This is a genomic window from Paracoccus sp. PAMC 22219 (genome assembly GCF_000787695.1).
Lineage (GTDB): Bacteria > Pseudomonadota > Alphaproteobacteria > Rhodobacterales > Rhodobacteraceae > Paracoccus.
On record NZ_BBPH01000127.1, the window covers coordinates 1 to 22,849 of the forward strand.

The window sequence follows — 22,849 nt, forward strand, 5'->3', positions numbered from 1 at the left end:
CTGGGCCTGGACCCCGACGCCGACCGCGCGCAGGCCCAGATCGCCCTGCTGCCGCAGATCGCGGCCCCGCAATGAGCGGCGATCACAACGCCATCGGCGCCTTTCTGGACGCCCAAGCCGCCGAGGCCGGGGCCGCGCGCAACACGCTGCTGGCCTATGGCCGCGATCTGCGCGACCTGTCCGATTGGCTGGGTGCGCGGGGGCTGGCGCTGGCCGGGCTGACGCGCGACCAGGTCGAGGATTACCTGTCCCATTGCGACGCGCAGGGCCTGTCGCGCGCCACCCGCGCCCGCCGCCTGTCGGCCATCCGCCAATTCACCCGCTTTGCGCTGGAGGAGGGCTGGCGCGAGGACGACCCGGCCATCCGCATCGCCGGACCCGGCCGCGCCAAGCGCATTCCGCGCACGCTGGACCAGGCCCAGATCCAGGCCCTGCTGGATGCCGCCCCCGGCATCGGTCGAGGCCGGATCGACCGCACGCGCAACATGTGCATGATCGAGCTGCTATACGCGACCGGCATGCGGGTCACCGAGCTGGTCAGCCTGCCGGTGGCGGGCTGCCGGGGCGATCCGGCGGTGCTGGTGATCCGCGGCAAGGGCGGCAAGGACCGCATGGTCCCCCTGGGCCAGGCCGCGCGCACGGCCCTGCGCGACTGGCTGGAGATCCGCGACAACGCCCCGCAGGCAGCCCGCTGTACCGCCTGCTGGCGGGACGCGGCGCGCGCTGGCTGTTCCCCGCGCCCGGCGCCGCGGGCCACCTGCCAAGGCAAAGCTTTTCGCGCCTGCTGGGCCAGATGGCGGTCGCGGCGGGGATTGATCCGGCGCGTGTGACACCGCACGTGATCCGCCACGCCTTTGCCACCCACCTGCTGGAAGGCGGCGCGGACCTGCGCAGCATCCAGATGCTGCTGGGCCATGCCGATCTGGGCACTACGGAAATCTATACGCATGTGTTGAACCATCGCATGCGCGACCTTGTTCTGAATCATCATCCTCTGGCGCGCGGCTCGCTGCCGGACGATGCTGCCACAACCAACTGACCGGGACCTAATGGACGCTTTCACCTCTGCACTCGACTTCGCAGCCGTCGTCACCATCGTGGCGATCCTGATCTGCCTGATGCTGTCGGCCTTTTTCTCGGGGTCGGAAACCGCGCTGACGGCGTCCAGCAAGGCCAAGCTGCGGGCCCGCGCCGACCGCGGCGACACCGGGGCCGAGGCCGCCGTGCGCGTCACCGCCGACAGCGAAAAGCTGATCGGGGCGATCCTGCTGGGCAACAACGTCGTCAACATCCTGGCCGCCAGCCTTGCCACCGCGCTGTTCACCGGCCTGCTGGGCGCCAGCGGCGTGGCCATCGCGACGCTGGTGATGACCGTGCTGGTGCTGATCTTCTCCGAGGTGATGCCCAAGACCTATGCCATCTCGGCCCCCGAAAAGGTGGCCAGCCTGGTTGCCCGCCCGATCCGCATCCTGACCGTCGTGCTGTCGCCGGTGGTCAGCGTCGTGCGGATCATCGTCAACGGCATGCTGTCGCTGGCCGGTCTGAAGACCGATCCCGGCAAGCACATGTTCTCCCTTGAGGAGGAGATCGAGGGCGCGCTGTCCCTGGGCCATGCCCAGGGCGCGGTGAACAAGGAGGACCGCGACCGCCTGCTGGGCGCGCTGGACCTTGGCAACCGCACCGTCGAGGAGATCATGCGCCACCGGTCCGAGATCCAGATGATCGACGGCGACCTGCCGCCCGAAAAGATCCTTGAACTGGTGCTGGCCAGCCCCCACACCCGCCTGCCCGTCTATCGCGAGGAGCGCGAGAACATCGTCGGCGTCATTCACGCCAAGGACCTGCTGCGCGCCGTGAACCGGGCCGTGGGCGACGCGGGCGATGCCAGCGCCGCACGCCGGTTCGACCTGTCGGCGGTGATGATGCCTGCGTATTTCGTCCCCGAGACCAGCGCCCTGGACGAACAGATGCGCGAATTTCTGAAGCGGCGCACGCATTTCGCGCTGGTCGTCGATGAATACGGATCCCTGCGCGGGCTGATCACGCTGGAGGACATCATCGAGGAGATCGTAGGAGAGATCGCCGACGAACACGACACCGAAGAGGACCAGACGCTGAAGCCGAACACCCATGGCGATTACCTGGTCGAGGGCGGCATGACGATCCGCGACCTGAACCGCCAGCTGGACTGGACCCTGCCCGACGAGGAGGCCAACACCATCGCGGGCCTGGTCATCCACATGGCGCAATCGATCCCCGAACAGGGCCAGGTGTTCAGCTTCGCGGGCTATCGCTTCGAGGTGGTGACGCGGCGCGAGAACCGCATCACCCGGCTGCGCATCCGCCCCCTGCCCACGGCCACGGACGGCTGACCGGGGGCGGCTTGCAACCGCCCCTGCCAACCCATAACAACGCGTCAACCCCACGTGCCGCAAGGAACATCCCATGGACATCGCCGCCCGCCGCACCGCAGACCCCGCCCATTGGAACCTGGCCAGCGCGATCCGCGTGCTGTCCATGGACGCCGTCGAGGCCGCCAATTCCGGCCATCCCGGCATGCCGATGGGCATGGCCGACGTCGCGACCGTCCTGTTCCGCAACCACCTGAAATTCGACGCCAGCGCGCCCCACTGGTTCGACCGCGACCGGTTCATCCTGTCGGCGGGCCACGGGTCGATGCTGATCTATTCGCTGCTGCACCTGACGGGTTATGAGCAGATGACCCTGGACCAGGTCCGCAACTTCCGCCAGCTGGGCGCGATCACCGCGGGCCATCCGGAATACGGCCATGTCGAAGGGGTGGAAACCACGACCGGCCCCTTGGGCCAGGGCCTGGCCACCGCCGTCGGTTTCGCGATTGCCGAGGAGGCGATGCGCGCCGAATTCGGGGCCGATCTGTGCGACCACCGCACTTGGGTCATCGCCGGCGACGGCTGCCTGATGGAGGGCATCAGCCACGAGGCCATCGCGCTGGCGGGGCACCAGAAGCTGGGCAGTCTGGTCGTGCTGTGGGACAACAACGACATCACCATCGACGGCCGCGTCAGCCTGTCGGACCGCACCGACCAGCACGCCCGCTTTGCCGCCGCCGGCTGGCGCGTGCTGTCCTGCGACGGCCACGACGCCGCCGACATCGACCGCGCCCTGACCGCCGCGGCGCAGGATGACGGCCGCCCGACGCTGGTCGACTGCAAGACGATCATCGGCTTTGGCGCACCGAACAAGGCCGACAGCAGCAAGGCACACGGCTCTCCCCTTGGGCCTGACGAGATCGCGGCCACCCGCGCGGCCTATGGCTGGAGCCACGAGCCGTTCCACCTGCCCAACCAGATCGTCGCCGACTGGCGGGCCATCGGCCAGCAGGGTGCCGCCGCACGCGCAGCATGGAACGACCGCGTGGACGCGCTGTCCGACGACGCCCGCAACGATTTCGCCCGCCGCATCGGCAACGAGGTCAACCCGCGCCTGAACGCGATCATCGACGCCTTCAAGGTCCAGACGCTGGAGGCCAAGCCCAAGGTCGCCACACGCAAGGCCTCCGAGAACGTGCTGGAGGTCCTGAACGCCGAGATGCCGGAAAACTTCGGCGGCTCGGCGGACCTGACCGGGTCGAACAACACCAAGACCGGCGGCCAGGGCATCTTCGACGCCGACAACCGCATGGGCCGCTATCTGCATTACGGCATCCGCGAACACGGCATGGCGGCCGCGATGAACGGCATCTGGCTGCATGGCGGGTTCCGCCCCTATGGCGGCACGTTCCTGACGTTCACCGATTACGCCCGCGGCGCGATGCGCCTGTCGGCGCTGATGGGCCTGCCGGTCGTCTATGTCATGACCCATGACAGCATCGGTCTGGGAGAGGACGGCCCGACCCACCAGCCGGTGGAGCACCTGGCCATCTGCCGCGCGACGCCCAACACGCTGACCTTCCGCCCCTGCGATCAGACCGAGACCGCCGAAGCGTGGGAGATCGCGCTGTCGCAGGACGCGACCCCGTCGGTCCTGGCCCTGTCGCGTCAGAACCTGCCCCTGCTGCGCCAGGAAGGCGGAGAGAACCTGACCGCCAAGGGCGCCTATGTCCTGCGCGAAGCCAGCGCCACCCCCCGGGTCGTGCTGATGGCCACGGGATCCGAGGTAGAAATCGCCGTCGAGGCCCGCGATGCGCTGGAGGCTCAGGGCATCGCAACCCGCGTGGTGTCAGTCCCGTCGATGGAGCTGTTCCGCGACCAGCCACGCGACTATCGCGTCCAAGTGCTGCCCGAAGGCACCGTCCGCATCGCGGTAGAGGCCGCCGTGCGCCAGCCGTGGGACTGGCTGCTGCTGGGAGAGCGCGGCCACGAGGATCGTTCCGCATTCGTGGGCATGGAGGGGTTCGGCGCCTCTGGTCCCGCGCCCGAGCTGTACAAGGAGTTCGGCATCACCGCCGAGGCCGTGGCAGAGCGCGCGAAAGCGCTTCTGTGACACCCGGACCGGCCGCCGGATCGGGTATTTGGGCAACGGAGAAACCGCTTCTTCGTTGTCCAAATACCCATGACCCGGCCCGCTGATGCAGGTCCTCGCGCGCGCATTCGCGCTGATGGGCCAAGAGCGGGACGGGGTGCGGCGGCCCGGATCGGACCAGGCGCGGGGCATCGCCCTGCTGCTGGCGGCGATCCTGGGGTTCACGCTGATGGATGCGACGGCAAAGCACCTGACGCAGATCTATCATCCGGCCCAAGTCATCTGGGCGCGGTTCATCGGCAACCTGCTGATCTTTGCGCTGATCTTTCGCGGCGCGATGCTGCCCCTGCTGCGCACCCGACAGCCCGGCACGCAATTCGCGCGCGCGATCATGCAGCTGGGGTCGGTGGGGCTGTTCTTCACCTCGCTGCAATATATCGGGCTGGCCGAGGCGACGGCGATCATGGACCTGAACCCGGTCCTGATCACGCTTGGCGGCGCGCTGTTCCTTGGGGAACGCGTCGGCCCACGGCGGCTGGCCGGGATCGCGGTGGCGCTGGTCGGCGCGCTGCTGATCATCCGCCCCGGTCTGGGCGTGTTCCAGCCCGCGGCCCTGCTGCCGTTGGCGGGGGCGTTCACCTATGCCGCGGGCGCGCTGCTGACGCGGATGGTGCGCAGCGATTCGGTGGCGACGTCGGTGATGTGGTCGGCGGTGGTGGGCACCATCGCCTCCAGCATCGTGGTGCCGATGTTCTGGCAGCCGATCGCCGCAGGTGACCTGTGGGCATTCGGTGCGCTGGCGGTGTTCGGCACGGTCAGCCAGTACCTGCTGGTCAAGGCCTTCAGCGCGGCCGAGGCCGGAGCGCTGGCGCCCTTCGGCTATACCGGGCTGATCTGGGCTGGGCTGTGGGGCTTTGTCTTCTTCGGACAGCTGCCCGACGTCTGGACCGTCACGGGTGCGGTCATTATCGTGGCCGCGGGGCTGTATGTCTGGTCGCGCGAGGCGCGGGCCGCCAAGGGGGCAGAATGCGCGACGACCGATCCTCGCTGAGCGACCGCCTGGCCAATGGCGCTTTTCTGGCGATCATGGGCGTGGCCCGCCTGCTGCCGTATCAGCGCCGCATTCCGGCGATGGGCTGGGCCTTTTCGCATGTCATCGCCCCCGTCGCCGGTTGGCGTCAGCGCATCCGCGACAACCTTGCCCTGGCGCGCCCCGACCTGTCCCCGGCCGAGGTCGAGGCGCTGGTCCGCGCCGTGCCCGACAACGCGGGCCGGTCCTTGGCCGAGATATATTCCGCCGATGAATTCACTGACCGCATCCGCAAGGCCGACCCGTTGCAGGGCCCCGGTCTTGCCGCGCTGGAAGAGGCGCTGGACAGCCACCGCCCGGTGATCCTGGCCTGTGCGCATTTCGGCAATTACGACGCGATGCGGGCGGCGCTGGCGGCGCGCGGCTGGCCGGTCGGCGCCCTGTACCGCCCCATGAACAACGAGGCGTTCAACCGCCATTACGTCCCCGCCATCACCGCCATCGCGGAACCGCTGTTTCCGCGCGGGCGGGCCGGGTTGGCCGCCATGCTGCGGTTCCTGAAGGGTGGCGGATGGCTGGCCCTTGGTTTTGATCAGTTCGACCGCGAGGGGGCAGAACTGCGGTTCTTCGACCTGCCGACGCGGACGGTGCTGACGCCGGCCGATCTGGCGCGCCGGTACGACGCGCTGCTGGTGCCGATCTGCGGCATCCGCCAACCGGACGGGCTGTCCTTCAAGGTCCATGTCGGCGCGCCCATCGCGCATGACGATTCCCGCGCGATGATGCAGGCGCTGAACGACGATCTGGAGATGCTGGTGCGGCGCCACATGGACCAGTGGTTCTGGGTCCATCGCCGCTGGAAATGAAAAGGCCCCGCATCGGCGGGGCCCTGTCGTGATCAGATGGCGGCGGCGGTCCGCAGCGGGGCCGCATCCTCGCGCCGCGCGCGCAGCTCCTCGGCCACCAGGAAGGCCAGTTCCAACGACTGGCTGGCGTTCAGGCGCGGATCGCAGGCGGTGTGATAGCGATCGGACAAATCTTCGTCCGTGACGGCGCGGACGCCGCCGGTGCATTCGGTCACGTCCTTGCCGGTCATCTCGAAATGCACGCCGCCGGGGATCGTGCCCTCGGCCTTGTGGACGCCGAAGAACTCGCGGACCTCGCGCAGGATCGAATCGAAGGCGCGCGTCTTGTAGCCCGTGGACGACTTGATGACGTTGCCGTGCATCGGGTCGCAGGACCAAACGACGTTCGCGCCCTCGTCCTGGACGGCGCGGATCAGGCGCGGCAGGTGATCGCCCACCTTGCCCGCGCCGAACCGTGCGATCAGCGTCAGGCGCCCGGCCTCGTTCGCAGGGTTCAGCTTGGCCATCAGCACCTTGAGGTCGTCCGCCGTGGTGGTCGGGCCGCATTTCAGGCCGATCGGGTTCTGCACGCCGCGGCAGAATTCCACATGCGCGCCATCGGGCTGCCGCGTGCGGTCGCCGATCCAGATCATGTGACCCGACCCTGCCACCGGCAGGCCCGTGGTGCTGTCGATGCGGGCCAGGGCCTCTTCGTACTCCAGCAGCAGCGCCTCGTGGCTGGTATAGAAGTCGACCTTGGACAGCTGGTGCGCGGTGTCGGAGTTGACGCCCGCCGCCTGCATGAAGGCCATCGCGTCACCGATGCGACCCGCGATGTCGCGGTACCGCGCAGCTTCGGGGCCGCCGACGAAATCGGCGATCCAGCTTTGGACGCGGTGCATGTCGGCAAAACCGCCGGTCGAGAACGCGCGCAGCAGGTTCAGCGACGCCGCCGCCTGCGTGTATGCCGCCAGCATCCGCGTGGGGTCGGGAATGCGCGATTCCGGGGTGAAGTCGAACCCGTTGATGATGTCGCCGCGATAGCTGGGCAGCTCCACCCCGTCCATCACCTCGGTCGGCGCGCTGCGGGGCTTGGCGAACTGGCCGGCCATGCGCCCGACCTTGATCACGGGCATCTGCGCGCCCCAGGTCAGCACCACGGCCATCTGCAGCAGTACCTTGAAGGTGTCGCGCAGGTTGTCGGCGCTGAATTCGCTGAAGCTTTCGGCGCAATCGCCGCCCTGCAACAGGAACGCCCGGCCCGCCGCGGCATCGGCCAGCTGGGCGCGCAAACGGCGCGCCTCTCCGGCAAATACCAGCGGGGGATAGCGGCGCAGCTGCGATTCCACGCCCTCCAGCGCGGCGGGATCGGTATAGTCGGGCATCTGGACGCGCGGATAGGCGCGCCAGCCGGCCTTGTCCCAATCCTGGGTGGCGGTCTTGCGGGTCTGCTGCGTCATGTCCTGCGCTCCTTGAAAATGTCGCGTCGGTATAAACGCTAACAGTCGGCAGGAAAAGGGTCTGCGCGGGCATCGGGAAAGCCCCCTTGCCGTGGCGTCAAAAGGCTGTTTGGGTGCAGGGCGCAACCGCACGCAAAGATAGCCCCCATGCCATCCGATAAACCGCGACGCTTCACCTTCCTGTTGCTGGACCGTTTCACGATGCTGCCCTTCACGGCGGCGATCGAGCCGTTGCGATTGGCCAACCGGGCATCGGGGCAGACGCTGTTCGACTGGCGGCTGGTAGGGCCGCGCGGCGACGTGGCGACCTGTTCGAACGGGGCACGGGTGATGCTGGACGCGGGCCTGGACCTGGACGCCCCCCCGCCCGGCCGGGACGAGGTCGTGATCGTCTGCGGCGGCACCGACATCGCACGCGAGGCGACGCGCCCCGTGCTGGCCTGGCTGCGCCGGCAGGCGCGCGGGGGTGCGGCGATGGGCGCCGTCTGCACCGGCACCTGGGTCCTGGCCGAGGCCGGGCTGCTGGACGGGCGCAAGGCCACGATCCACTGGGAGAACCACGACGGCCTGGCCGAGGCCTTCCCCGAGGTTGACCTGTTCCGGTCGGTGTTTGTCCATGACGGCAACCGGCTGACCGCGGCGGGCGGGACCAGTTCGATCGACCTGATGCTGCACCTGATCGCGCTGGCGCAGGGCGACGCGCTGGCCGCCGACGTGGCCGACCAGATGCTGCACACCGCCATCCGCACCGACCAGGACAGCCAGCGCCTGTCGATCCCGACCCGCATCGGCGTGCGCCACCCGCGCCTGGCCGCCGTCATCGCACGGATGGAGGCGAACCTGGAGGACCCAGTCAGCCCCGCCCAGCTGGCACTAGATGCGGGCATGTCGACCCGCCAGCTGGAACGCCTGTTCCGCCGTTATTTGAACCGCAGCCCGAAACGGTATTACATGGAAACCCGCCTGTCGCGGGCCCGCAACCTGTTGATGCAGACCGAGATGTCGATCATCGAGATCGCGCTGGCATCCGGGTTTTCCAGCCCCTCGCATTTCTCCAAATGCTATCGTGCGCAATATGGCAGCACGCCGTACCGCGAACGCGGCACCTCGGCGTCGATCCCGGCCTGAGCCGCGGCAATCGTTAATCTTTCCTGAAGCGGTTAACCAGACGTTAACCAGTGCCACCCTAGGGTCGGGCACTGCCCGGTGACATGTGACTGCCGGGTCCGTTCGACAGGCAGCACAGGGATATCTCCATGCATCACACGATCACGGTCCTGACCGTCAGCAATGTCATTCCCGTAAGCTACGAAGTGGGTGTTCTGTTGGACGTGCCGTGGTCGAACGGCGAACCGATCGTGATGAACGACCCGGTCCTGAGCACGATCGTGATCAGCGACGAAGACGACGACGACGCGTTCCACAGCGGCGTCTATACCCACGACGAGACGGACCAGAGGCTGGTCAAGGATGCGATCTTCGGCCATGGGGCCAATGCGCAGGTGGTTCCTGCGGGCACGCAGATGCAGAACTTCGTGGCCGCGACGATCACCTCCGATGAGGGCGACAGCTATGTCGTGATGTATCCCCGCAGCTATGAACATTACGGCGCAGGGAACGAATTCGGCAGCCGTCAGTCGCTTCTGGTCTTTCCGGTCCCGAATGATGAGGGGATCGAGCCGGTCTTTGACCCGAAAGCCACCTATACCTATACGGGCCTGCGCACCATTGCGCCCGGCGACGATCGTCAGGCCTGGCCAACCCCGGCAGCGTCGGCGTGTTTCGCCCAGGATACGCTGATCCAGACGGCCTGCGGTCCGCGCAGGGTCCAGGACCTGCAGCCCGGCGCGCTGCTGCAGACGATGGACCATGGGTATCAGCCGGTCCTGTGGATCGGGCACCGCCGGATGCTGGCCCACGATCTGGACCAGCGTCCCGACCAGCGGCCGATCCGGCTTGCGGCGCACGCCCTTGGCCCCGGCCAACCCGCGCGCGATCTGGTCGTATCGCCCCAGCACCGGATGCTGATCCGTTCCCCCATCGCGCGGCGCATGATAGGTGCGCCCGAAGTTCTGGTCGCGGCCCGGCATCTGGTTGGCCTGCCGGGCATCTCCGTGATGGCTGATTGCAGCGATGTCACCTATTGGCACGTGCTGCTGCCCGACCATCAGGTGCTGATGGCGGACGGGGCCTGGGCGGAAAGCCTGCTGCCCGGTCCTGTCGCGCTGCGCGCCCTGGGGGCGCAGAACGCCCGGCGGATCAAGGAGCTGACGGCGGGGCGTACGCTGACGCCCGCGCGCCCCCTGCTGTCCGGCCGCCACGCCCGGCGCCTGGTGCTGCGCCATGACCGGAACCGGCGGGCGCTGCTGGACGCCTAGAGGCCGACCAGCGCGCGGGCGAATTCGTCCGCGTCGAAGGCGTCCAGATCGTCGATCTGTTCGCCCACACCGATCGCGTGAATGGGCAGGCCGAACTTGTCGGCCAGGGCTACCAGCACGCCACCACGCGCCGTGCCGTCCAGCTTGGTCATCACCAGACCCGAGATGTTGGCCAGCTTGCGGAACGTCTCGACCTGGCTCAGGGCGTTCTGGCCGGTCGTGGCGTCCAGCACCAGCAGGGTGTTGTGCGGCGCGTCGGGGTCCTTCTTGCGGATCACCCGGACGATCTTGGCCAGTTCCTCCATCAGGTCCTGGCGGTTCTGCAGGCGTCCGGCGGTATCGATCATCAGCAGGTCGGCGCCATCGGCCTCGGCCCGCACCATCGCGTCCCACGCAAGGCTGGCGGGGTCGCTGCCCTGCGGGGCGACCATCACCGGCACGCCGGCCCGCTGTCCCCAGACCTGCAGCTGTTCGACGGCGGCGGCACGGAACGTGTCGCCCGCCGCAATCACCACCGACTTGCCCGCGGCGCGGAACTGGCTGGCCAGCTTGCCGATGGTGGTGGTCTTGCCCGCGCCGTTGACGCCCACGACCAGCACCACCTGCGGTTTTTTCGGATAGATCGGCAGGGGCCGCGCGACCGGCGCCATGATGCGTGCGATTTCCGTCGCCAGCAGCTGTTTCAGTTCGGTCGAAGAGACGCGGCGGCCCATCCGCCCTTCCGCGATGTTGGCGGTGACGCGCAGGGCGGTGTCGACGCCCAGATCGGCCTGGACCAGCATGTCCTCCAGCTCTTCCAGCATCTCGTCGTCCAGGGCGCGGCGCGGTTCCTCGACCTGCGCCTCGGCGCGGCCGAACAGGCGGCCGACCAGCCCGGACGGTTCGGGGGCTGCGGCGGGCGCGACGGGGGCCGCCGCGGTCTCTCCGACGATATCGTCCAGCCCCGCCCCGATCTTGGAGGAGGACCGCGTCAGCCGCTCTCGCAGTTTGGTAAAGAACGCCATGATCCGACCTTTCGCTGTGCCGGGCGGACCCTACCCGCTTGCGGCGCCAAGGAAAAGCCGCCCCGACGGATCGGGGCGGCTTTGCTGTCTTCCAGTCAGGGGTCGCGTCAGCCGCGCATCTGCCGGATCAGCGCCGCCAGCGCCTCGGTCGAGGGGTCGTGGCCGGGTGCGGCCTCTCCCTTCAGCAGCGGTTCGACCTTGAGCGCCAGTTCCTTGCCCAGTTCGACCCCCCACTGGTCGAAGCTGTTGATCCCCAGGATCACGCCTTCGACAAAGACGCGCTGTTCGTACAGCGCCACGATCTGGCCCAAAGCGAACGGGGTCAGCTGGTCCATCAGCAGCGTGGTGGACGGCCGGTTGCCGGGGAACACGCGGTGTCGGGCCTGACGGTCCAGTTCGGCGCCCTCAAGGCCCTTGGCCTCCATCAGGGCGCGGGCCTCATCCAAGGACCGACCGCGCATCAGCGCCTCGGACTGCGCCAGGCAGTTCGCGGCCAGCAGGATGTGGTGATGGGCCAGATCAGGCTCGTGCCCGCGCGCGGCCAGGATGAACTCGCAGGGGACCGGCATCGTGCCTTGGTGGATCAGCTGATAGAAGGCGTGCTGGCCGTTGGTGCCGGGTTCGCCCCAGACCACCGGGCCTGACACGACCTCCAGATCGCTGCCGTCCATCGCCACGCGCTTGCCGTTCGATTCCATCTCCAGCTGTTGCAGATAGGCGGGCAGACGCATCAGGCGGTTGTCATAGGGCAGCACCGCGCGGGTCGGATAGCCGCAGATCTGGTGGTGCCAGATGCCCGTCAGGGCAAGCATCACCGGCAGGTTCTGCGCCGGATCGGCAGTGCGGAAATGCGCGTCCATCGCAGCGCCGCCCGCCAGGAACTGGTCGAACGCCTGCGGGCCCACGGCCAGCATCAGCGACAGCCCGATCGGGCCCCAGACCGAATAGCGACCGCCGACCCAATCCTCGAAGCCGAACACGCGATCCTCGGCGATGCCGAAATCGGCGGCCTTGGCGGCAGCGGTGGACAGGGCCACGAACTGCGCCCCCGGATCGGTGACCGATGCCGCCATCCAGTCGCGGGCGGTCTGGGCGTTGGTCATCGTCTCGATGGTGGTGAAGGTCTTGGAGGCCACGATCACCAGCGTCGTCGCCGGGTCCAGCCCCTTCAGCGTGTCGGCGATGTCTGCGCCGTCCACGTTGCTGACGAAATGCGTGCGCGGCCCGTCATGATAGGGCGCCATCGCCAGCACGGCCATCGCCGGGCCAAGGTCCGAACCGCCGATGCCGATGTTGACCACGTCGGTGATGCGACCGCCCTGCCCCGCAAAGCCGCCGTCGCGGACCTGGTTCGCGAACCGGGTCATGCGGTCATGCGTCTTGCGCACGGCGGGCATCACGTCCTGACCGTCGACGATGACGCTGCCCTGCAGGTCGCGCAGCGCGGTGTGCAGGACGGCGCGGCCCTCGGTTTCGTTGATCCTCTCGCCCGCGAACATCGCGTCGCGGCGGGCGGCCACGGGGGCTGCCAGTTCCAGCAACAGGTCGCGCGCGCCCGCGTCGATCATGGTCTTGGAATAATCGAATGTCAGACCGTCCGCCTGCACCCGAAAATCGGTGGCGCGGTCGGCGTCGAACAGCGCCTCGATCCGGGTCGACCCTTGGGCCTTGCGGTGATCCTGCAGGCGGTTCCAGAGTGCTGTCATGTCAGTTCCTCATTCGGCCCAATGGACGGTGGCCTGGTCAAGAAAGGCGCGGATCGGCGCCTGCATCGGGTCCGATTTCTGCGCGCGGTCCAGCGCCTCGCGCTTTTCGGGGCCCATGATCAGCACGTGGATGTTCAGCGCGTCGGCCAGCACAGGGCGGGTCAGTGTGATGCGCGGCTCCTCGGCGCCGTCGGCGCGGATGGCCATGACGGGCGGCGCACCTGCGGCCATCGCGGCCTCCAGGTGGTCGGCGCCGGGGAACAGGCTGGCGGTGTGCATGTCGTTGCCCATCCCCAGCAGCACCACCGTCAACGGCAGCGTCGGGGCCAGCCGTTCGGCCAAGCCCTCGGTCGCCAGATCGGGCGAGGCGTCGCCCGTATACAGGTCGATATAGTTCGCCGCCGCCGCCTTGTCCTTGAGCAGGTGGCGCCGCAGCAGGCGGCTGTTCGACCGCTTGTGGTCACCGTCCACCCACCGTTCGTCGCCCAGCACCACGGTCACGCGGGCCCAGTCCAGATCGGCTCCCGACAGGGTCTCGAAGACCGGCGCAGGCGAGGTGCCGCCCGGCACGCACAGCGTCGCCCGTTCATTGCCGCGCAGGTGCTGCGCCAGTTGCGATGCGATGCGGTCTGCCACGGACAGAGCCAGCATTTCCCGGTCGGGGTATTCCTTGAAATCCATGCTCATGACCTGATCTCCCTCCAGCGACGGTTGTCGCGGTGCATCAGGCGCAACGCCTCTTCGGGCCCCGAGGATCCGCTGTCATAGGGCTCGGGACGACGCTTGCCCTCCTCCCAGGACTTGATGATCGGGTCGGTCCAGGCCCATGCCGCCTCGACCTCGTCGCCGCGCATGAACAGGGTCTGGTTGCCACGGATGACATCCATGATCAGCCGTTCATAGGCGTCGGGCATGTCCGCGCCTTCGGCCCCCAGGGCGTCGGCAAAAGACATGTCCAGCGGAACCTGCACCAGGCGCATGCCGCCCGGCCCGGGTTCCTTGATCATCACCTTGAGGTTCATGCCCTCGTTCGGCTGCAGGCGGATGACCAGTTCGTTGGCCTTGGGCATGCCGCTGTCGTCAAAGATCGAATGCGGCGGTTCCTTGAAGACGATGGCGATCTCCGACGTGCGGGCGCGCAGCTTTTTCCCGGTGCGCAGATAGAAGGGCGTGCCCTGCCAGCGCCAGTTGGAAATCCGCACCTTCATCGCGACATAGCTTTCGGTGCGCGAATCGCGATCCTCGGCGTCGGTCAGGTAATCGCTGCCCTCGCCCTGGTACTGGCCGCGCACGATGTCGGCAGGCTCCAGCGGCTCCAGCGCGCGGATCACCTTGAGCTTTTCGTCGCGCACCGCGTCGGGGTCGAAATGATACGGCGGCTCCATCGCGATCAGGCACAGAAGCTGCATCATGTGGTTCTGGACCATGTCCCGGATCGCCCCGGACTTGTCGTAATAGCTGCCGCGCCCGGCCACGCCCACGGTTTCCGCGACGGTGATCTGGACGTGGTCGACGTATTGCGCGTTCCACAGCGGTTCGAACAGGACGTTCGCAAACCGCACGGCCATCAGGTTCTGGACGGTTTCCTTGCCCAGGTAATGGTCGATCCGATAGATCTGCTGCTCGTTGAAATGCTGCGCCAGCGTGGCATTCAACGCCTTTGCGCTGGCCAGGTCGCGACCGAAGGGCTTTTCCACCACGATGCGGCTGTCGTCATCGGCGATGCCGTGGCCCGCCAGACGTTCCGCGATGTCGCCGAACAGCGCCGGCGCGACCGAGAAATAGAACGCGTGGACCGCGCCCTTGCGCATCCGGTCCTTCAGCGCCTGCCACCCGCCCTCGCCCTTGGCGTCGATGGGCACATAGCCCAGCAGCGTCAGGAACTCGGCCAGCTGCGGATCATCCGCCGTGGCGCCCGCGAATTCGCAGATCGCCTTGGCGGCGTCGGCGCGGAATGCCTCGTCGTCCTGTTCGGTGCGTGCGGCACCGATGATCTGGCTGGTGGCCGGGATCTGCCCGGACTTGAAGCGCCGGTACAGACCGGGCAGGATCTTGCGATGGGCCAGATCGCCCGTGGCGCCAAAGATCACGAGGTCGAAATCATCGACCGGAATGACACGAGAGACCATGCTGTCCTCCTGTTGGGTGGCGTCCGCCTTACCCCTTGTTAGCGATAACAGCAATGCCGTTCAACCTTTCACTGCGCGGGCCAGGCGCGGAAGGCGACAGCGTTTCAGCATCTCGCCCATGGTCATGGCACCGCCAGCGGCCTCTGCCCGATCGCGCGCCGTGTGCAGCGCCGCGATGACCGCGCCCCGGTCCTGTGCCATCAGGTCCAGCAGGAACGCGTCCGGGTGCAGGGCACGCAGGCCTAGCCCCGCCATCATCCGCTGCGGGAAATCGCGCAGGTTCGCGGTGACGATCAGGGATGCGCCCCCGGCCAGCGCGGCCTCCACGACGTGGCGGTCGGCGGGGTCGGGAAAGTCCAGGTCGATCACCGCCTGACCGTCAGCCGCCTGCACGGCCTGCGGAAAGCGCAGGCGCAGCATGGCGATCTCTGCCCCCGCGACGCCAGCCGCGTCGGGGCCGATGCGGGCCGCGGCGCGGTGCCATTCCTCCAGGATGCGGTCCGACCACAGCGCGTCGTACAGGCCCGCCTGCGCCAGATCGGTCAGGATCTCGCGCAGGATGGTGGGGAACAGGACATTGGCGTCCAGGACGGCGCGCATCAGTCCAGCCGGAAGAACAGCGCCTTGAGGTATCCCGTCTCGGCCAGCTGCGGCAGGGTCGGATGGTCGGGCCCGGCCTGACCGGTGTGGATCAGCACCCCGCGCCGGCCACCACGCCCGATGCCGCGCGCGCTGACATTGCGCAAGGCGGTCAGATCGGCGGCATGCGAACAGCTGCACAGCACCAGGTATCCGCCCGGCGCGACCAGCGGTGCGGCCATCTTGGCAATCCGCTCATAGGCGCGCAGGCCCTTTTCCAGCGCGGGTTTCGAGGGCGCAAAGGCCGGCGGGTCACAGACGACCACGTCGAAGGTCCGGCCCTGTTCGGCCAGCGCCTCCAGCGCGTCGAAGGCGTCGGACTGCTGCGTCTGCAGCCGGTCGGATGCGCCCATCGCGGCCGCCCCGCCCCGCGCCAGTTCCAGCGCCGGGGCGCTGCCGTCGACGCACAGCGCGCTTTCCGCGCCCGCCGCCAGTGCGGCCAGGCCAAAGCCGCCGACATGGCTGAACACGTCCAGCACCGACCCGCCGCCCACCAGCCGCTGCGTAAAGGCGTGGTTCGGGCGCTGGTCGAAGAACAGGCCGGTCTTCTGCCCGCCCATCAGGTCGGCCAGATAGGTCGCGCCGTTCATGCGCACCTGGACGGGGGCGTCGGGCGTGGTGCCGCGGATGACCTCCAGCCGCTCCGTCAGACCCTCCAGGCTGCGCGACCGGCCCTGCCCGTTCAGGACGACCGTGGTGACGCCCGCGACGTCGATCAGCGCGTCGGCGATCTCCTCGGCCATGCCGTCGGCCCAAGCCGCGTTGGGCTGGATCACGGCAGCGTCGCCAAAGCGGTCGATGACCAGGCCCGGCAGGCCGTCGGCCTCGGCATGGACCAGGCGATAGAAGGGTTCGTCATAGATGCGTTCGCGCATCTGCAGGGCGCGGGTCAGGCGGGCGCGCAGCCAGGCGCCGTCGATCACCGCGTTCGGATCGGTGTCCATCACCCGGGCGATGATCTTGCTGACCGGGTTGACGGTCACCAGGCCCAGGGGCTGCCGTTCGGCATCCTCCAGCACGGCCAGGCCGCCGGGGGGCAGCGCCTTGGTGCGGCGGTCCAGCACCGCCTCGTCGGCAAAGACCCAGGGGAAGCCGTGGCGGATCGCCTGCGGCTTGGATTTCGGACGCAACCGGATCACGGCGCGGTCGTTGGGGTGGCTGGACGGCTGGTCGTCGCTGTGCAGTTCGCTCATCGCAAAACTCCTTTTGCGGTCGATCTGACATTTCCCACCCCTGCGCACAAGGCTGGCCGCCGCCGATGGTTGAACCGTTAACGCTAACGGCGTATAGTGCCGCAAAGCCAGAGGAGGCCCCCATGACCCTTCACGCCATGATCGACCGCGTCACCGACCGCATCCGCGAACGGTCCCATGACAGCCGAACCGCCTATCTGGCCAAGATCGCCCGCGCGGCGCAGGACGGCCCGGCCCGCGCGCACCTGTCCTGCGGCAACCAGGCCCATGCCTATGCCGCGATGGACGACAAGACCGACATGGCCACGACGCGCAAACCCAATATCGGGATCGTGACGGCATATAACGACATGCTGTCGGCGCATCAGCCGTTCGAACGTTACCCCGACGTGATCCGCGCGGCCGGTCGTGCGGCGGGGGCCACGGTGCAGGTCGCGGGCGGCGTGCCCGCCATGTGCGACGGCGTGACCCAAGGCGCCCGGGGATGGAGCTGTCGCTGTTTTCCCGCGACGTCATCGCGCTGGCCGCCGGCGTGGCGCTGTCGCATGACTGCTTTGATTCGTCGCTCTATCTGGGCGTCTGCGACAAGATCGTGCCGGGGCTGATCATCGCCGCCGCCACGTTCGGGCACATTCCGGCGGTGTTCGTGCCTGCCGGGCCGATGCCCTCGGGCCTGCCGAATGACGAAAAATCAAAGGTCCGCCAGCAATTCGCCATAGGCGAGGTCGGCCGCGACGAGCTGATGCGGGCCGAGATGGCCAGCTATCATTCCGCCGGCACCTGCACCTTCTACGGCACCGCGAACACCAACCAGATGCTGATGGAGTTCATGGGCCTGCACCTGCCCGGCTCCAGCTTCGTGAACCCGAACACGCCGCTGCGCGAGGCGCTGACCGTGGCCGCGGTCCAGCGCGCGGCACAGATCACCAACCTGGGCAACGAATACACCCCCGCCGGACAGGTGCTGGACGAACGCGCCTTCGTGAACGGCATCGTGGGGCTGATGGCCACGGGCGGGTCGACGAACCTGGTCCTGCACCTGCCCGCGATGGCGCGGGCGGCGGGCGTCATCATCGACATCGCCGATTTCCACGACCTGTCGGAAAACGTGCCGCTGATGGCGCGGGTCTATCCCAACGGGCTGGCCGACGTGAACCATTTCCACGCGGCGGGCGGTCTGGGCTACATGATCGGCCAGTTGCTGGAGGCGGGCCTGCTGCATCCGGACGTCAAAACGATCACCGGGTCGGGGCTGGACAGCTATGTCCGCGAGCCCAAGCTGGAGGGCGCAGGCATCCGGTGGGAGGACGGCGCCCGCACGACGCTGAACGACCGCATCCTGCGCCCCGCCAGCGACCCGTTCGCGGCATCGGGCGGCCTGAAGCAGCTGCAGGGCAATCTGGGCCGCGGCGTCATCAAGATCAGCGCCGTCGCCCCCGAACGCCACCTGATCGAGGCCCGCGCCCGCGTGTTCCAAGATCAGGATTCGGTCAAGACCGCCTTCCGCAACGGTGAATTCACCGAGGACACGATCGTCGTCGTCCGGTTCCAGGGGCCGCGCGCCAACGGCATGCCGGAACTGCATTCGCTGACGCCGACGCTGGCCGTGCTGCAGGACCGCGGGCTGAAGGTCGCGCTGGTCACCGACGGGCGGATGTCGGGTGCCTCGGGCAAGGTGCCCGCGGCGATCCACGTCTCGCCCGAGGCCGCGATGGGCGGCCCGCTGGCGCGGATGCGCGATGGTGACATGGTGCGTCTGGACGCGGCCCACGGCACGCTGGAATGCTTGGAGGCCGATTTCGACAGCCGGACCCCGGCGATTCACGACCCCTCGGACAGCCACGAAGGCATGGGCCGGGAACTGTTCGCGGCCTTCCGCGCCAATGCCGGTCCCGCCACGGACGGCGCGGGCGTGGTGGTCTGATCCGTCAGGCGGCGGCGGCGACCTCGCAGACGACGCGGCGCAGATAGCCCGCGAAATCCGAGGCCGTCCGCCGCGCCGGACCGTCCGCCACATAGACGTTCAACCAGGTCGGCGGCAGCGGCGGCAGCGCGCCGCCATGTTCCACCACCTCCAGCCCCGGTTGCTGGATGCCGCGCGGAAGCAGCGTCAGCCCCAGATCGGCCGCGGCCAGCACCCGCCAGGTGTCGCTGCCGCCGTCGCTGACCACCTGCACCCACTCGATCCCAGCCTGATCCAGCGCCGTCATGCCCACCGGGTAATAGGCGCAATGCGGCGAATTCGCGATGGGCAGCGGACGCTCGCGCCACGCCTGACCGCCCACCGCCCCGAACCACGCCAGATCCACCTTGGCCAGATGGATGGCGCCTGCGGGCGCGTCGAATTCGGTGGTCAGGATCACGTCATGCTCGCCCCGCCGCATCTGGATGCGCAGATCCTTGCTGCGGGCGTCGTTGATGATCAGCTCGACCTGCGGGAAATCGGCGCGAAAGGCGCGCACGGTCTGGGCGACCTTGGTGAACAGCCAGTCGCTGGTCAGCCCCACGCGCAGCTGCATCTGCGGTCGCGCACCGGTAAAGCGCGACAGGATCGCGTCGTTCAGCGCCACCAGCTTGCGGCTTTCGCCCAGCAGGTCCTGCGCGAAATCGGACAGCATGACGCCGCGCCCGACCTTGGCCAGCATGGGGCGGCCGAACACCTCCTCCAGGCGCTTCATCTGCATCGACAGCGCGCTTTGCGTCATGTTCAGCGCGTCGGCGGCGCGGGTCACGGCACCGTATTCGGCCACCGCCTGCAAGGACCGAAGGGTCGCGATATCCAGATTGCGCATCGTCCAGTTTCCCTGATGGATCACATCAAAACCATTCGTTTCACAAATACGCCCCGCGGGATTATTCATCAACTAGAAAGATGATCGATACGTCTTTCATCACGTGGATTGATGATTAAGATCATGGAGGCTGAACGATGACCCCGAAAAACGCCCTGCTGCGCGTCGTGACCGGCCATGGCATCCTGCCCCGCCCCTGGTGGGTGGAACGGGCGCTGACCATGTTCGACGTGCGCCGCACCCGGATCGACCTGTCGCGCCTGTCGGACGATCAGCTGCGCGACATCGGCCTGACCCGCGACGACGTGATCGCGGAAATGTCGCGGCCGGTCTGGGACGTGCCCGCCCATTGGCGGCGGGGCCGGGACGTGCGCTGCTAGGTCAGGTCGTGCGGCGGGCCGAACCGGGCCCGCATCCTCGTCTCGATCTGGTCGCGGGTCTGGCGATAGGCCGCCAGTCGCGCCTCGCGCCCCTCGGCCAGGCCGGTCGGGTCCATGATCGGCCAGTATTCCACGTCCAGATGCGCGTGCCGCGTCATCTCCAGCGCCATGCGCTGGCTGGCGGGCGACAGGGCCACGATCAGGTCGAACTGACCCAGATCGTCGCCCCAGTCCTGCATCTCCTCAAAGCTGCGGCTGCGGTGGTTGGCCAACGGCACGCCGATCTCGTCGCAGACGGCGATGGCAAAGCCGTCGACCTCCATGTCGTTCTTGACGCCTGCCGACTGGACATAGGCCGCGCGGCCATAGAACTTCTTCATCATCCCCTCGGCCATGGGCGAGCGGATGGAATTGTGGTCGCAGCAGAACAGAACCGAGGAGGGCATCTTGTCCTGCGTCATCGGATCAGCCCTGCGGGATCAGCGCACAGATCAGGGTGAACAGGCGGCGTGCGGTGTCGATGTCCAGACTGGCCTTGCCCTCCAGCCGCTCCTGCAGGGTGCGCGCGCCTTCGTTGTGGATGCCGCGCCGAGCCATGTCGATCGCTTCGATCTGGGCGGGGGGCAGGCGTTTCACCGCATCGAAATAGCTTTGGCAGATCTGGAAGTAGTCCTTGACCACCTGCCGGAACGGCCCAAGCGACAGGTGGAATTCGGCCACCTTGTCCTCGGCCTCGGTCGTGACGTCAAAGACCAGCCGCCCCTCGCGGATGCACAGCTCCAGCACGAAGGGTCCGTCGGGGACAGCCCCCCCGTCACGACCGGGCACGGCAAAGCTGTTATCCTCGATCAGATCAAAGATCGCGACGCGCCGCTCCTGCTCCATTTCCGGGGTGGCCGGGGCGATGGCGCTGTCGTCGATCTCGATCCGGGTGATGCGGCTCATTCCAGGGGTCTTTCGTTCAAGGTCCCCAGCCGAGCCTGAACCGAAGCGCCATGCGCCTGCAAGCCCTCGGATGCGGCCAGACGCACCGCGGCGGGCCCGATGGCGGCCAATGCACCGGGTGTCAGCCGCGCCATGGTCGTGCGTTTCAGGAAATCCATGACCGACAGGCCGGAACTGAACCGCGCCGACCGCGCCGTGGGCAGAACGTGATTCGGCCCGCTGACATAGTCGCCCACCGCCTCTGGCGTATGCGCGCCCAGAAAGATCGCGCCCGCGTGGATGCATTGGGCCGCCAGGCCTTCGGGGTCGGCCACGCACAGTTCCAGATGCTCGGGCGCGATGCGGTTCGACAGGGCTGCGGCCTGGTCCAGGTCGTCGACCACGATCACCGTGCCGTAATCGCGCCAGCTGGCCCCCGCGATCGCGGCTCGGTCCAGCGTCGGGATGATGCGTTCGACCGCCGCCGCGACGGCATTGGCCATGGCCTGATCGGTGGTGATCAGGATCGACTGCGCGTCGGCGTCATGTTCGGCCTGCGCCAGCAGGTCCCATGCCAGCCAGTCGGGGTTCTGTTCGCCATCGGCGATCACCAGCACCTCGGACGGACCCGCGATCATGTCGATGCCGACGCGGCCAAAGACCTGCCGCTTGGCCGCCGCGACATAGGCGTTGCCCGGCCCGGTGATCTTGTCCACCGGCGCCATCGTGCCCGTGCCATAGGCCATCGCCGCCACCGCCTGCGCACCGCCGACGCGATAGATCTCGTCCACGCCGGACAGCTGCGCCGCCAGCAGGACCAGCGGGTTGATCACCCCGTCCGGCGTCGGCACGCAGATGACCAGCCGCTCGACCCCCGCCACCCGCGCCGGGATCGCGTTCATCAGAACGCTGGAGGGATAGGCCGCCTGCCCGCCCGGAACGTACAGGCCCGCCGCGGATACCGCCGACCACCGCCAGCCCAGGGTCGCGCCCTCGGGGTCGGTCCAGCTGGCGTCCTCGGGCATCTGGCGGGCGTGATAGGCGCGGATACGCTCCGCCGCCAAGGCCAGCGCGGCACGGTCTTCCGGCGTGACGCGGGCCACCTGGGCCGCGATCTCCTCGGGCGAAAAGCGCAGCGTGGCGGGCGTCAGGTCCAGCCGGTCGAATTTGGACGTCAGGTCGCACAGGGCCGCATCGCCCCGGTCGCGCACATCGCGGATGATGGCAGTGACCGCGTCGTTCACGTCAGCCGAATCCTCGCGCTTGGCGCCCAGCATCGCGCGAAAGCCCTGTTCGAAATCGGCATCGGCACTGTTCAGAAAGACCGGCATCATCATTCCCTTCGTGTTCCCGCGCGCCCCTAACCCGCGCCCCCGCCCGGCTCAAGCGTCAGGGGGCGGACAGGATGCCGCGGGCCTCTTCGTTGCCCAAATACCCGGAAACGGCCCTAGTCCGGGTGCCGCGGCGCCTTGCCGGACACCGCCCGATGCGGGCGCGTCACGTCGCGCAGGTCCAGGTTGATGCACTCGACCTCGGCCACGATGGTCCCGTCGCCGGCGAAATCCAGCGACAGGCGGCCGGTTCCGTCCTCGCCCGGCTGCCAGCGGATCGCCAGCAGCGACAGGATCGTGTCCGCATCGCGACCGACGCCGTCGCTGACCACGCGCATCACGTCACCGATGACCAGCACCGCGCGGACACGTTCGAATTCGCGCCCCTGGGCCTGGGCGTCGGTGGCGTCCTCCCACCGGAACCGGGTGATCAGTAGCGACAGCCGCCGCGCCTTGGGGTCATGGCTCAGATCGGCGCCGGTCAGCACGGCGTCCTGGACCAGCGACGACAGGATGCGCAGGTCGACCTCGTCCTCGGCCCTCAGGGCCAGCGGCCGGGGGTCGGCATCGGCGAAACGGGCATCCTCTGCCATGG

General features: G+C 68.2%; 19 protein-coding genes and 2 pseudogenes. 9 read left to right on the plus strand and 12 right to left on the minus strand.

The genetic code is table 11. The annotated features are described in order from the left end of the window. Nucleotides 1-71 precede the first annotated feature (71 nt). The 5 genes and pseudogenes from TY51_RS13920 (at nucleotide 72) to TY51_RS13940 (ending at nucleotide 6,339) form a co-directional block, all read left to right on the plus strand. Nucleotides 72-1,039 (plus strand): annotated as a pseudogene (locus TY51_RS13920) (tyrosine recombinase). Between the two features lie 10 nt (nucleotides 1,040-1,049). Next, nucleotides 1,050-2,372 carry an HlyC/CorC family transporter gene (locus TY51_RS13925; RefSeq protein ID WP_042250453.1) on the plus strand — a complete coding sequence of 441 codons (1,323 nt, stop codon included), beginning with the start codon at nucleotides 1,050-1,052 and terminating at the stop codon, nucleotides 2,370-2,372. Between the two features lie 73 nt (nucleotides 2,373-2,445). Next, nucleotides 2,446-4,464 (plus strand): transketolase, encoded by a 2,019-nt coding sequence (gene tkt / locus TY51_RS13930; protein ID WP_042250456.1) that lies wholly within the window; start codon nucleotides 2,446-2,448, stop codon nucleotides 4,462-4,464. 85 nt (nucleotides 4,465-4,549) lie between these two features. Beyond that, complete coding sequence (locus TY51_RS13935; protein WP_052650223.1) at nucleotides 4,550-5,494, plus strand: DMT family transporter; 945 nt, start codon at nucleotides 4,550-4,552, stop codon at nucleotides 5,492-5,494. Further along, nucleotides 5,470-6,339 carry a lysophospholipid acyltransferase family protein gene (locus tag TY51_RS13940; RefSeq protein WP_042250458.1) on the plus strand — a complete coding sequence of 290 codons (870 nt, stop codon included), beginning with the start codon at nucleotides 5,470-5,472 and terminating at the stop codon, nucleotides 6,337-6,339. Before TY51_RS13935 ends, TY51_RS13940 begins: the two co-directional genes overlap by 25 nt. Before the next feature lie 32 nt (nucleotides 6,340-6,371). Here the strand turns inward: TY51_RS13940 and TY51_RS13945 are convergent, their stop codons facing one another. After that, nucleotides 6,372-7,778: a class II 3-deoxy-7-phosphoheptulonate synthase gene (locus tag TY51_RS13945; RefSeq protein WP_042250459.1), complete on the minus strand. Its 1,407-nt coding sequence runs from the start codon at nucleotides 7,776-7,778 to the stop codon at nucleotides 6,372-6,374. Between the two features lie 147 nt (nucleotides 7,779-7,925). On the opposite strand from TY51_RS13945, the gene TY51_RS13950 reads away from it, so the two are divergent. Both TY51_RS13950 and TY51_RS21175 read left to right on the plus strand, forming a co-directional pair. Then, on the plus strand, nucleotides 7,926-8,906 hold the full coding sequence (locus TY51_RS13950) for a GlxA family transcriptional regulator (RefSeq protein ID WP_042250460.1): 981 nt from the start codon (nucleotides 7,926-7,928) through the stop codon (nucleotides 8,904-8,906). A gap of 128 nt (nucleotides 8,907-9,034) precedes the next feature. Then, entirely contained in the window at nucleotides 9,035-10,156 is a 1,122-nt protein-coding gene (locus TY51_RS21175; RefSeq protein ID WP_081995051.1) for a Hint domain-containing protein, read from the plus strand. On the opposite strand, the gene ftsY is transcribed toward TY51_RS21175, so the two are convergent. From ftsY to TY51_RS13985, 6 genes are all read right to left on the minus strand, one after another. Beyond that, the gene (gene ftsY / locus TY51_RS13960) at nucleotides 10,153-11,160 is read right to left on the minus strand and encodes a signal recognition particle-docking protein FtsY (protein ID WP_042250461.1); all 1,008 of its coding nucleotides are present in this window, start codon (nucleotides 11,158-11,160) and stop codon (nucleotides 10,153-10,155) included. The two genes, TY51_RS21175 and ftsY, sit on opposite strands and share 4 nt — an antisense overlap. Before the next feature lie 107 nt (nucleotides 11,161-11,267). Continuing rightward, on the minus strand, nucleotides 11,268-12,866 hold the full coding sequence (gene pgi, locus TY51_RS13965) for a glucose-6-phosphate isomerase (RefSeq protein ID WP_042250462.1): 1,599 nt from the start codon (nucleotides 12,864-12,866) through the stop codon (nucleotides 11,268-11,270). A 9-nt stretch (nucleotides 12,867-12,875) separates the two neighbouring features. Then, complete coding sequence (gene pgl, locus TY51_RS13970; protein ID WP_197054770.1) at nucleotides 12,876-13,547, minus strand: 6-phosphogluconolactonase; 672 nt, start codon at nucleotides 13,545-13,547, stop codon at nucleotides 12,876-12,878. Between the two features lie 2 nt (nucleotides 13,548-13,549). Beyond that, a complete protein-coding gene (zwf, locus tag TY51_RS13975; RefSeq protein WP_042250464.1) occupies nucleotides 13,550-14,995 on the minus strand; it encodes a glucose-6-phosphate dehydrogenase in 1,446 nt (481 codons plus the stop codon). Nucleotides 14,996-15,055: 60 nt separating this feature from the next. Then, the gene (locus tag TY51_RS13980; RefSeq protein ID WP_042250465.1) at nucleotides 15,056-15,595 is read right to left on the minus strand and encodes an RSP_2648 family PIN domain-containing protein; all 540 of its coding nucleotides are present in this window, start codon (nucleotides 15,593-15,595) and stop codon (nucleotides 15,056-15,058) included. Beyond that, nucleotides 15,595-16,827 (minus strand): RSP_2647 family RNA methyltransferase, encoded by a 1,233-nt coding sequence (locus tag TY51_RS13985; protein WP_042250467.1) that lies wholly within the window; start codon nucleotides 16,825-16,827, stop codon nucleotides 15,595-15,597. Before TY51_RS13985 ends, TY51_RS13980 begins: the two co-directional genes overlap by 1 nt. 122 nt (nucleotides 16,828-16,949) lie before the next feature. Here TY51_RS13985 and edd point away from each other — a divergent pair. Further along, nucleotides 16,950-18,751, plus strand: a pseudogene (edd, locus tag TY51_RS13990) (phosphogluconate dehydratase). A gap of 4 nt (nucleotides 18,752-18,755) precedes the next feature. Here the strand turns inward: edd and TY51_RS13995 are convergent. After that, on the minus strand, nucleotides 18,756-19,619 hold the full coding sequence (locus TY51_RS13995; RefSeq protein WP_042250485.1) for a LysR family transcriptional regulator: 864 nt from the start codon (nucleotides 19,617-19,619) through the stop codon (nucleotides 18,756-18,758). A gap of 137 nt (nucleotides 19,620-19,756) precedes the next feature. Between TY51_RS13995 and TY51_RS14000 the strand changes: the two genes are divergently transcribed. Continuing rightward, nucleotides 19,757-19,999 carry a DUF1127 domain-containing protein gene (locus tag TY51_RS14000; protein WP_052650226.1) on the plus strand — a complete coding sequence of 81 codons (243 nt, stop codon included), beginning with the start codon at nucleotides 19,757-19,759 and terminating at the stop codon, nucleotides 19,997-19,999. Here TY51_RS14000 and TY51_RS14005 read toward each other — a convergent pair. The 4 genes from TY51_RS14005 to TY51_RS14020 all read right to left on the minus strand — a co-directional run bounded on the left by TY51_RS14005 (nucleotide 19,996) and on the right by TY51_RS14020 (nucleotide 22,847). Continuing rightward, nucleotides 19,996-20,460, minus strand: coding sequence for a low molecular weight phosphatase family protein (locus tag TY51_RS14005; protein WP_042250469.1), 465 nt, complete (start codon nucleotides 20,458-20,460; stop codon nucleotides 19,996-19,998). The genes TY51_RS14000 and TY51_RS14005 overlap by 4 nt on opposite strands. A 4-nt stretch (nucleotides 20,461-20,464) precedes the next feature. Beyond that, the gene (locus TY51_RS14010) at nucleotides 20,465-20,944 is read right to left on the minus strand and encodes a UPF0262 family protein (protein WP_042250470.1); all 480 of its coding nucleotides are present in this window, start codon (nucleotides 20,942-20,944) and stop codon (nucleotides 20,465-20,467) included. Then, nucleotides 20,941-22,254: a histidinol dehydrogenase gene (gene hisD, locus TY51_RS14015; RefSeq protein ID WP_042250491.1), complete on the minus strand. Its 1,314-nt coding sequence runs from the start codon at nucleotides 22,252-22,254 to the stop codon at nucleotides 20,941-20,943. The genes TY51_RS14010 and hisD overlap by 4 nt, the downstream gene beginning before the upstream one ends. A 116-nt stretch (nucleotides 22,255-22,370) precedes the next feature. Further along, nucleotides 22,371-22,847, minus strand: a complete 477-nt coding sequence (locus tag TY51_RS14020; RefSeq protein ID WP_042250471.1) for a DUF2948 family protein — start codon at nucleotides 22,845-22,847, stop codon at nucleotides 22,371-22,373. Nucleotides 22,848-22,849: the final 2 nt, after the last annotated feature.

Excerpts from the sequence above, each read along its gene's own strand:
- zwf (WP_042250464.1), bottom strand. The coding sequence starts at position 14,995 with ATGGTCTCTCGTGTCATTCCGGTCGATGATTTCGACCTCGTGATCTTT.
- hisD (WP_042250491.1), bottom strand. The coding sequence starts at position 22,254 with ATGCCGGTCTTTCTGAACAGTGCCGATGCCGATTTCGAACAGGGCTTT.
- TY51_RS13995 (WP_042250485.1), bottom strand. The coding sequence starts at position 19,619 with ATGCGCAATCTGGATATCGCGACCCTTCGGTCCTTGCAGGCGGTGGCC.
- TY51_RS13940 (WP_042250458.1), top strand. The coding sequence starts at position 5,470 with ATGCGCGACGACCGATCCTCGCTGAGCGACCGCCTGGCCAATGGCGCT.
- TY51_RS14010 (WP_042250470.1), bottom strand. The coding sequence starts at position 20,944 with ATGAGCCGCATCACCCGGATCGAGATCGACGACAGCGCCATCGCCCCG.
- TY51_RS13925 (WP_042250453.1), top strand. The coding sequence starts at position 1,050 with ATGGACGCTTTCACCTCTGCACTCGACTTCGCAGCCGTCGTCACCATC.
- TY51_RS14020 (WP_042250471.1), bottom strand. The coding sequence starts at position 22,847 with ATGGCAGAGGATGCCCGTTTCGCCGATGCCGACCCCCGGCCGCTGGCC.
- TY51_RS13980 (WP_042250465.1), bottom strand. The coding sequence starts at position 15,595 with ATGCGCGCCGTCCTGGACGCCAATGTCCTGTTCCCCACCATCCTGCGC.
- TY51_RS13985 (WP_042250467.1), bottom strand. The coding sequence starts at position 16,827 with ATGAGCGAACTGCACAGCGACGACCAGCCGTCCAGCCACCCCAACGAC.
- TY51_RS21175 (WP_081995051.1), top strand. The coding sequence starts at position 9,035 with ATGCATCACACGATCACGGTCCTGACCGTCAGCAATGTCATTCCCGTA.
- pgl (WP_197054770.1), bottom strand. The coding sequence starts at position 13,547 with ATGGATTTCAAGGAATACCCCGACCGGGAAATGCTGGCTCTGTCCGTG.
- TY51_RS13950 (WP_042250460.1), top strand. The coding sequence starts at position 7,926 with ATGCCATCCGATAAACCGCGACGCTTCACCTTCCTGTTGCTGGACCGT.
- TY51_RS14005 (WP_042250469.1), bottom strand. The coding sequence starts at position 20,460 with ATGACGCAGGACAAGATGCCCTCCTCGGTTCTGTTCTGCTGCGACCAC.
- ftsY (WP_042250461.1), bottom strand. The coding sequence starts at position 11,160 with ATGGCGTTCTTTACCAAACTGCGAGAGCGGCTGACGCGGTCCTCCTCC.
- TY51_RS14000 (WP_052650226.1), top strand. The coding sequence starts at position 19,757 with ATGACCCCGAAAAACGCCCTGCTGCGCGTCGTGACCGGCCATGGCATC.
- pgi (WP_042250462.1), bottom strand. The coding sequence starts at position 12,866 with ATGACAGCACTCTGGAACCGCCTGCAGGATCACCGCAAGGCCCAAGGG.
- tkt (WP_042250456.1), top strand. The coding sequence starts at position 2,446 with ATGGACATCGCCGCCCGCCGCACCGCAGACCCCGCCCATTGGAACCTG.
- TY51_RS13945 (WP_042250459.1), bottom strand. The coding sequence starts at position 7,778 with ATGACGCAGCAGACCCGCAAGACCGCCACCCAGGATTGGGACAAGGCC.
- TY51_RS13935 (WP_052650223.1), top strand. The coding sequence starts at position 4,550 with ATGCAGGTCCTCGCGCGCGCATTCGCGCTGATGGGCCAAGAGCGGGAC.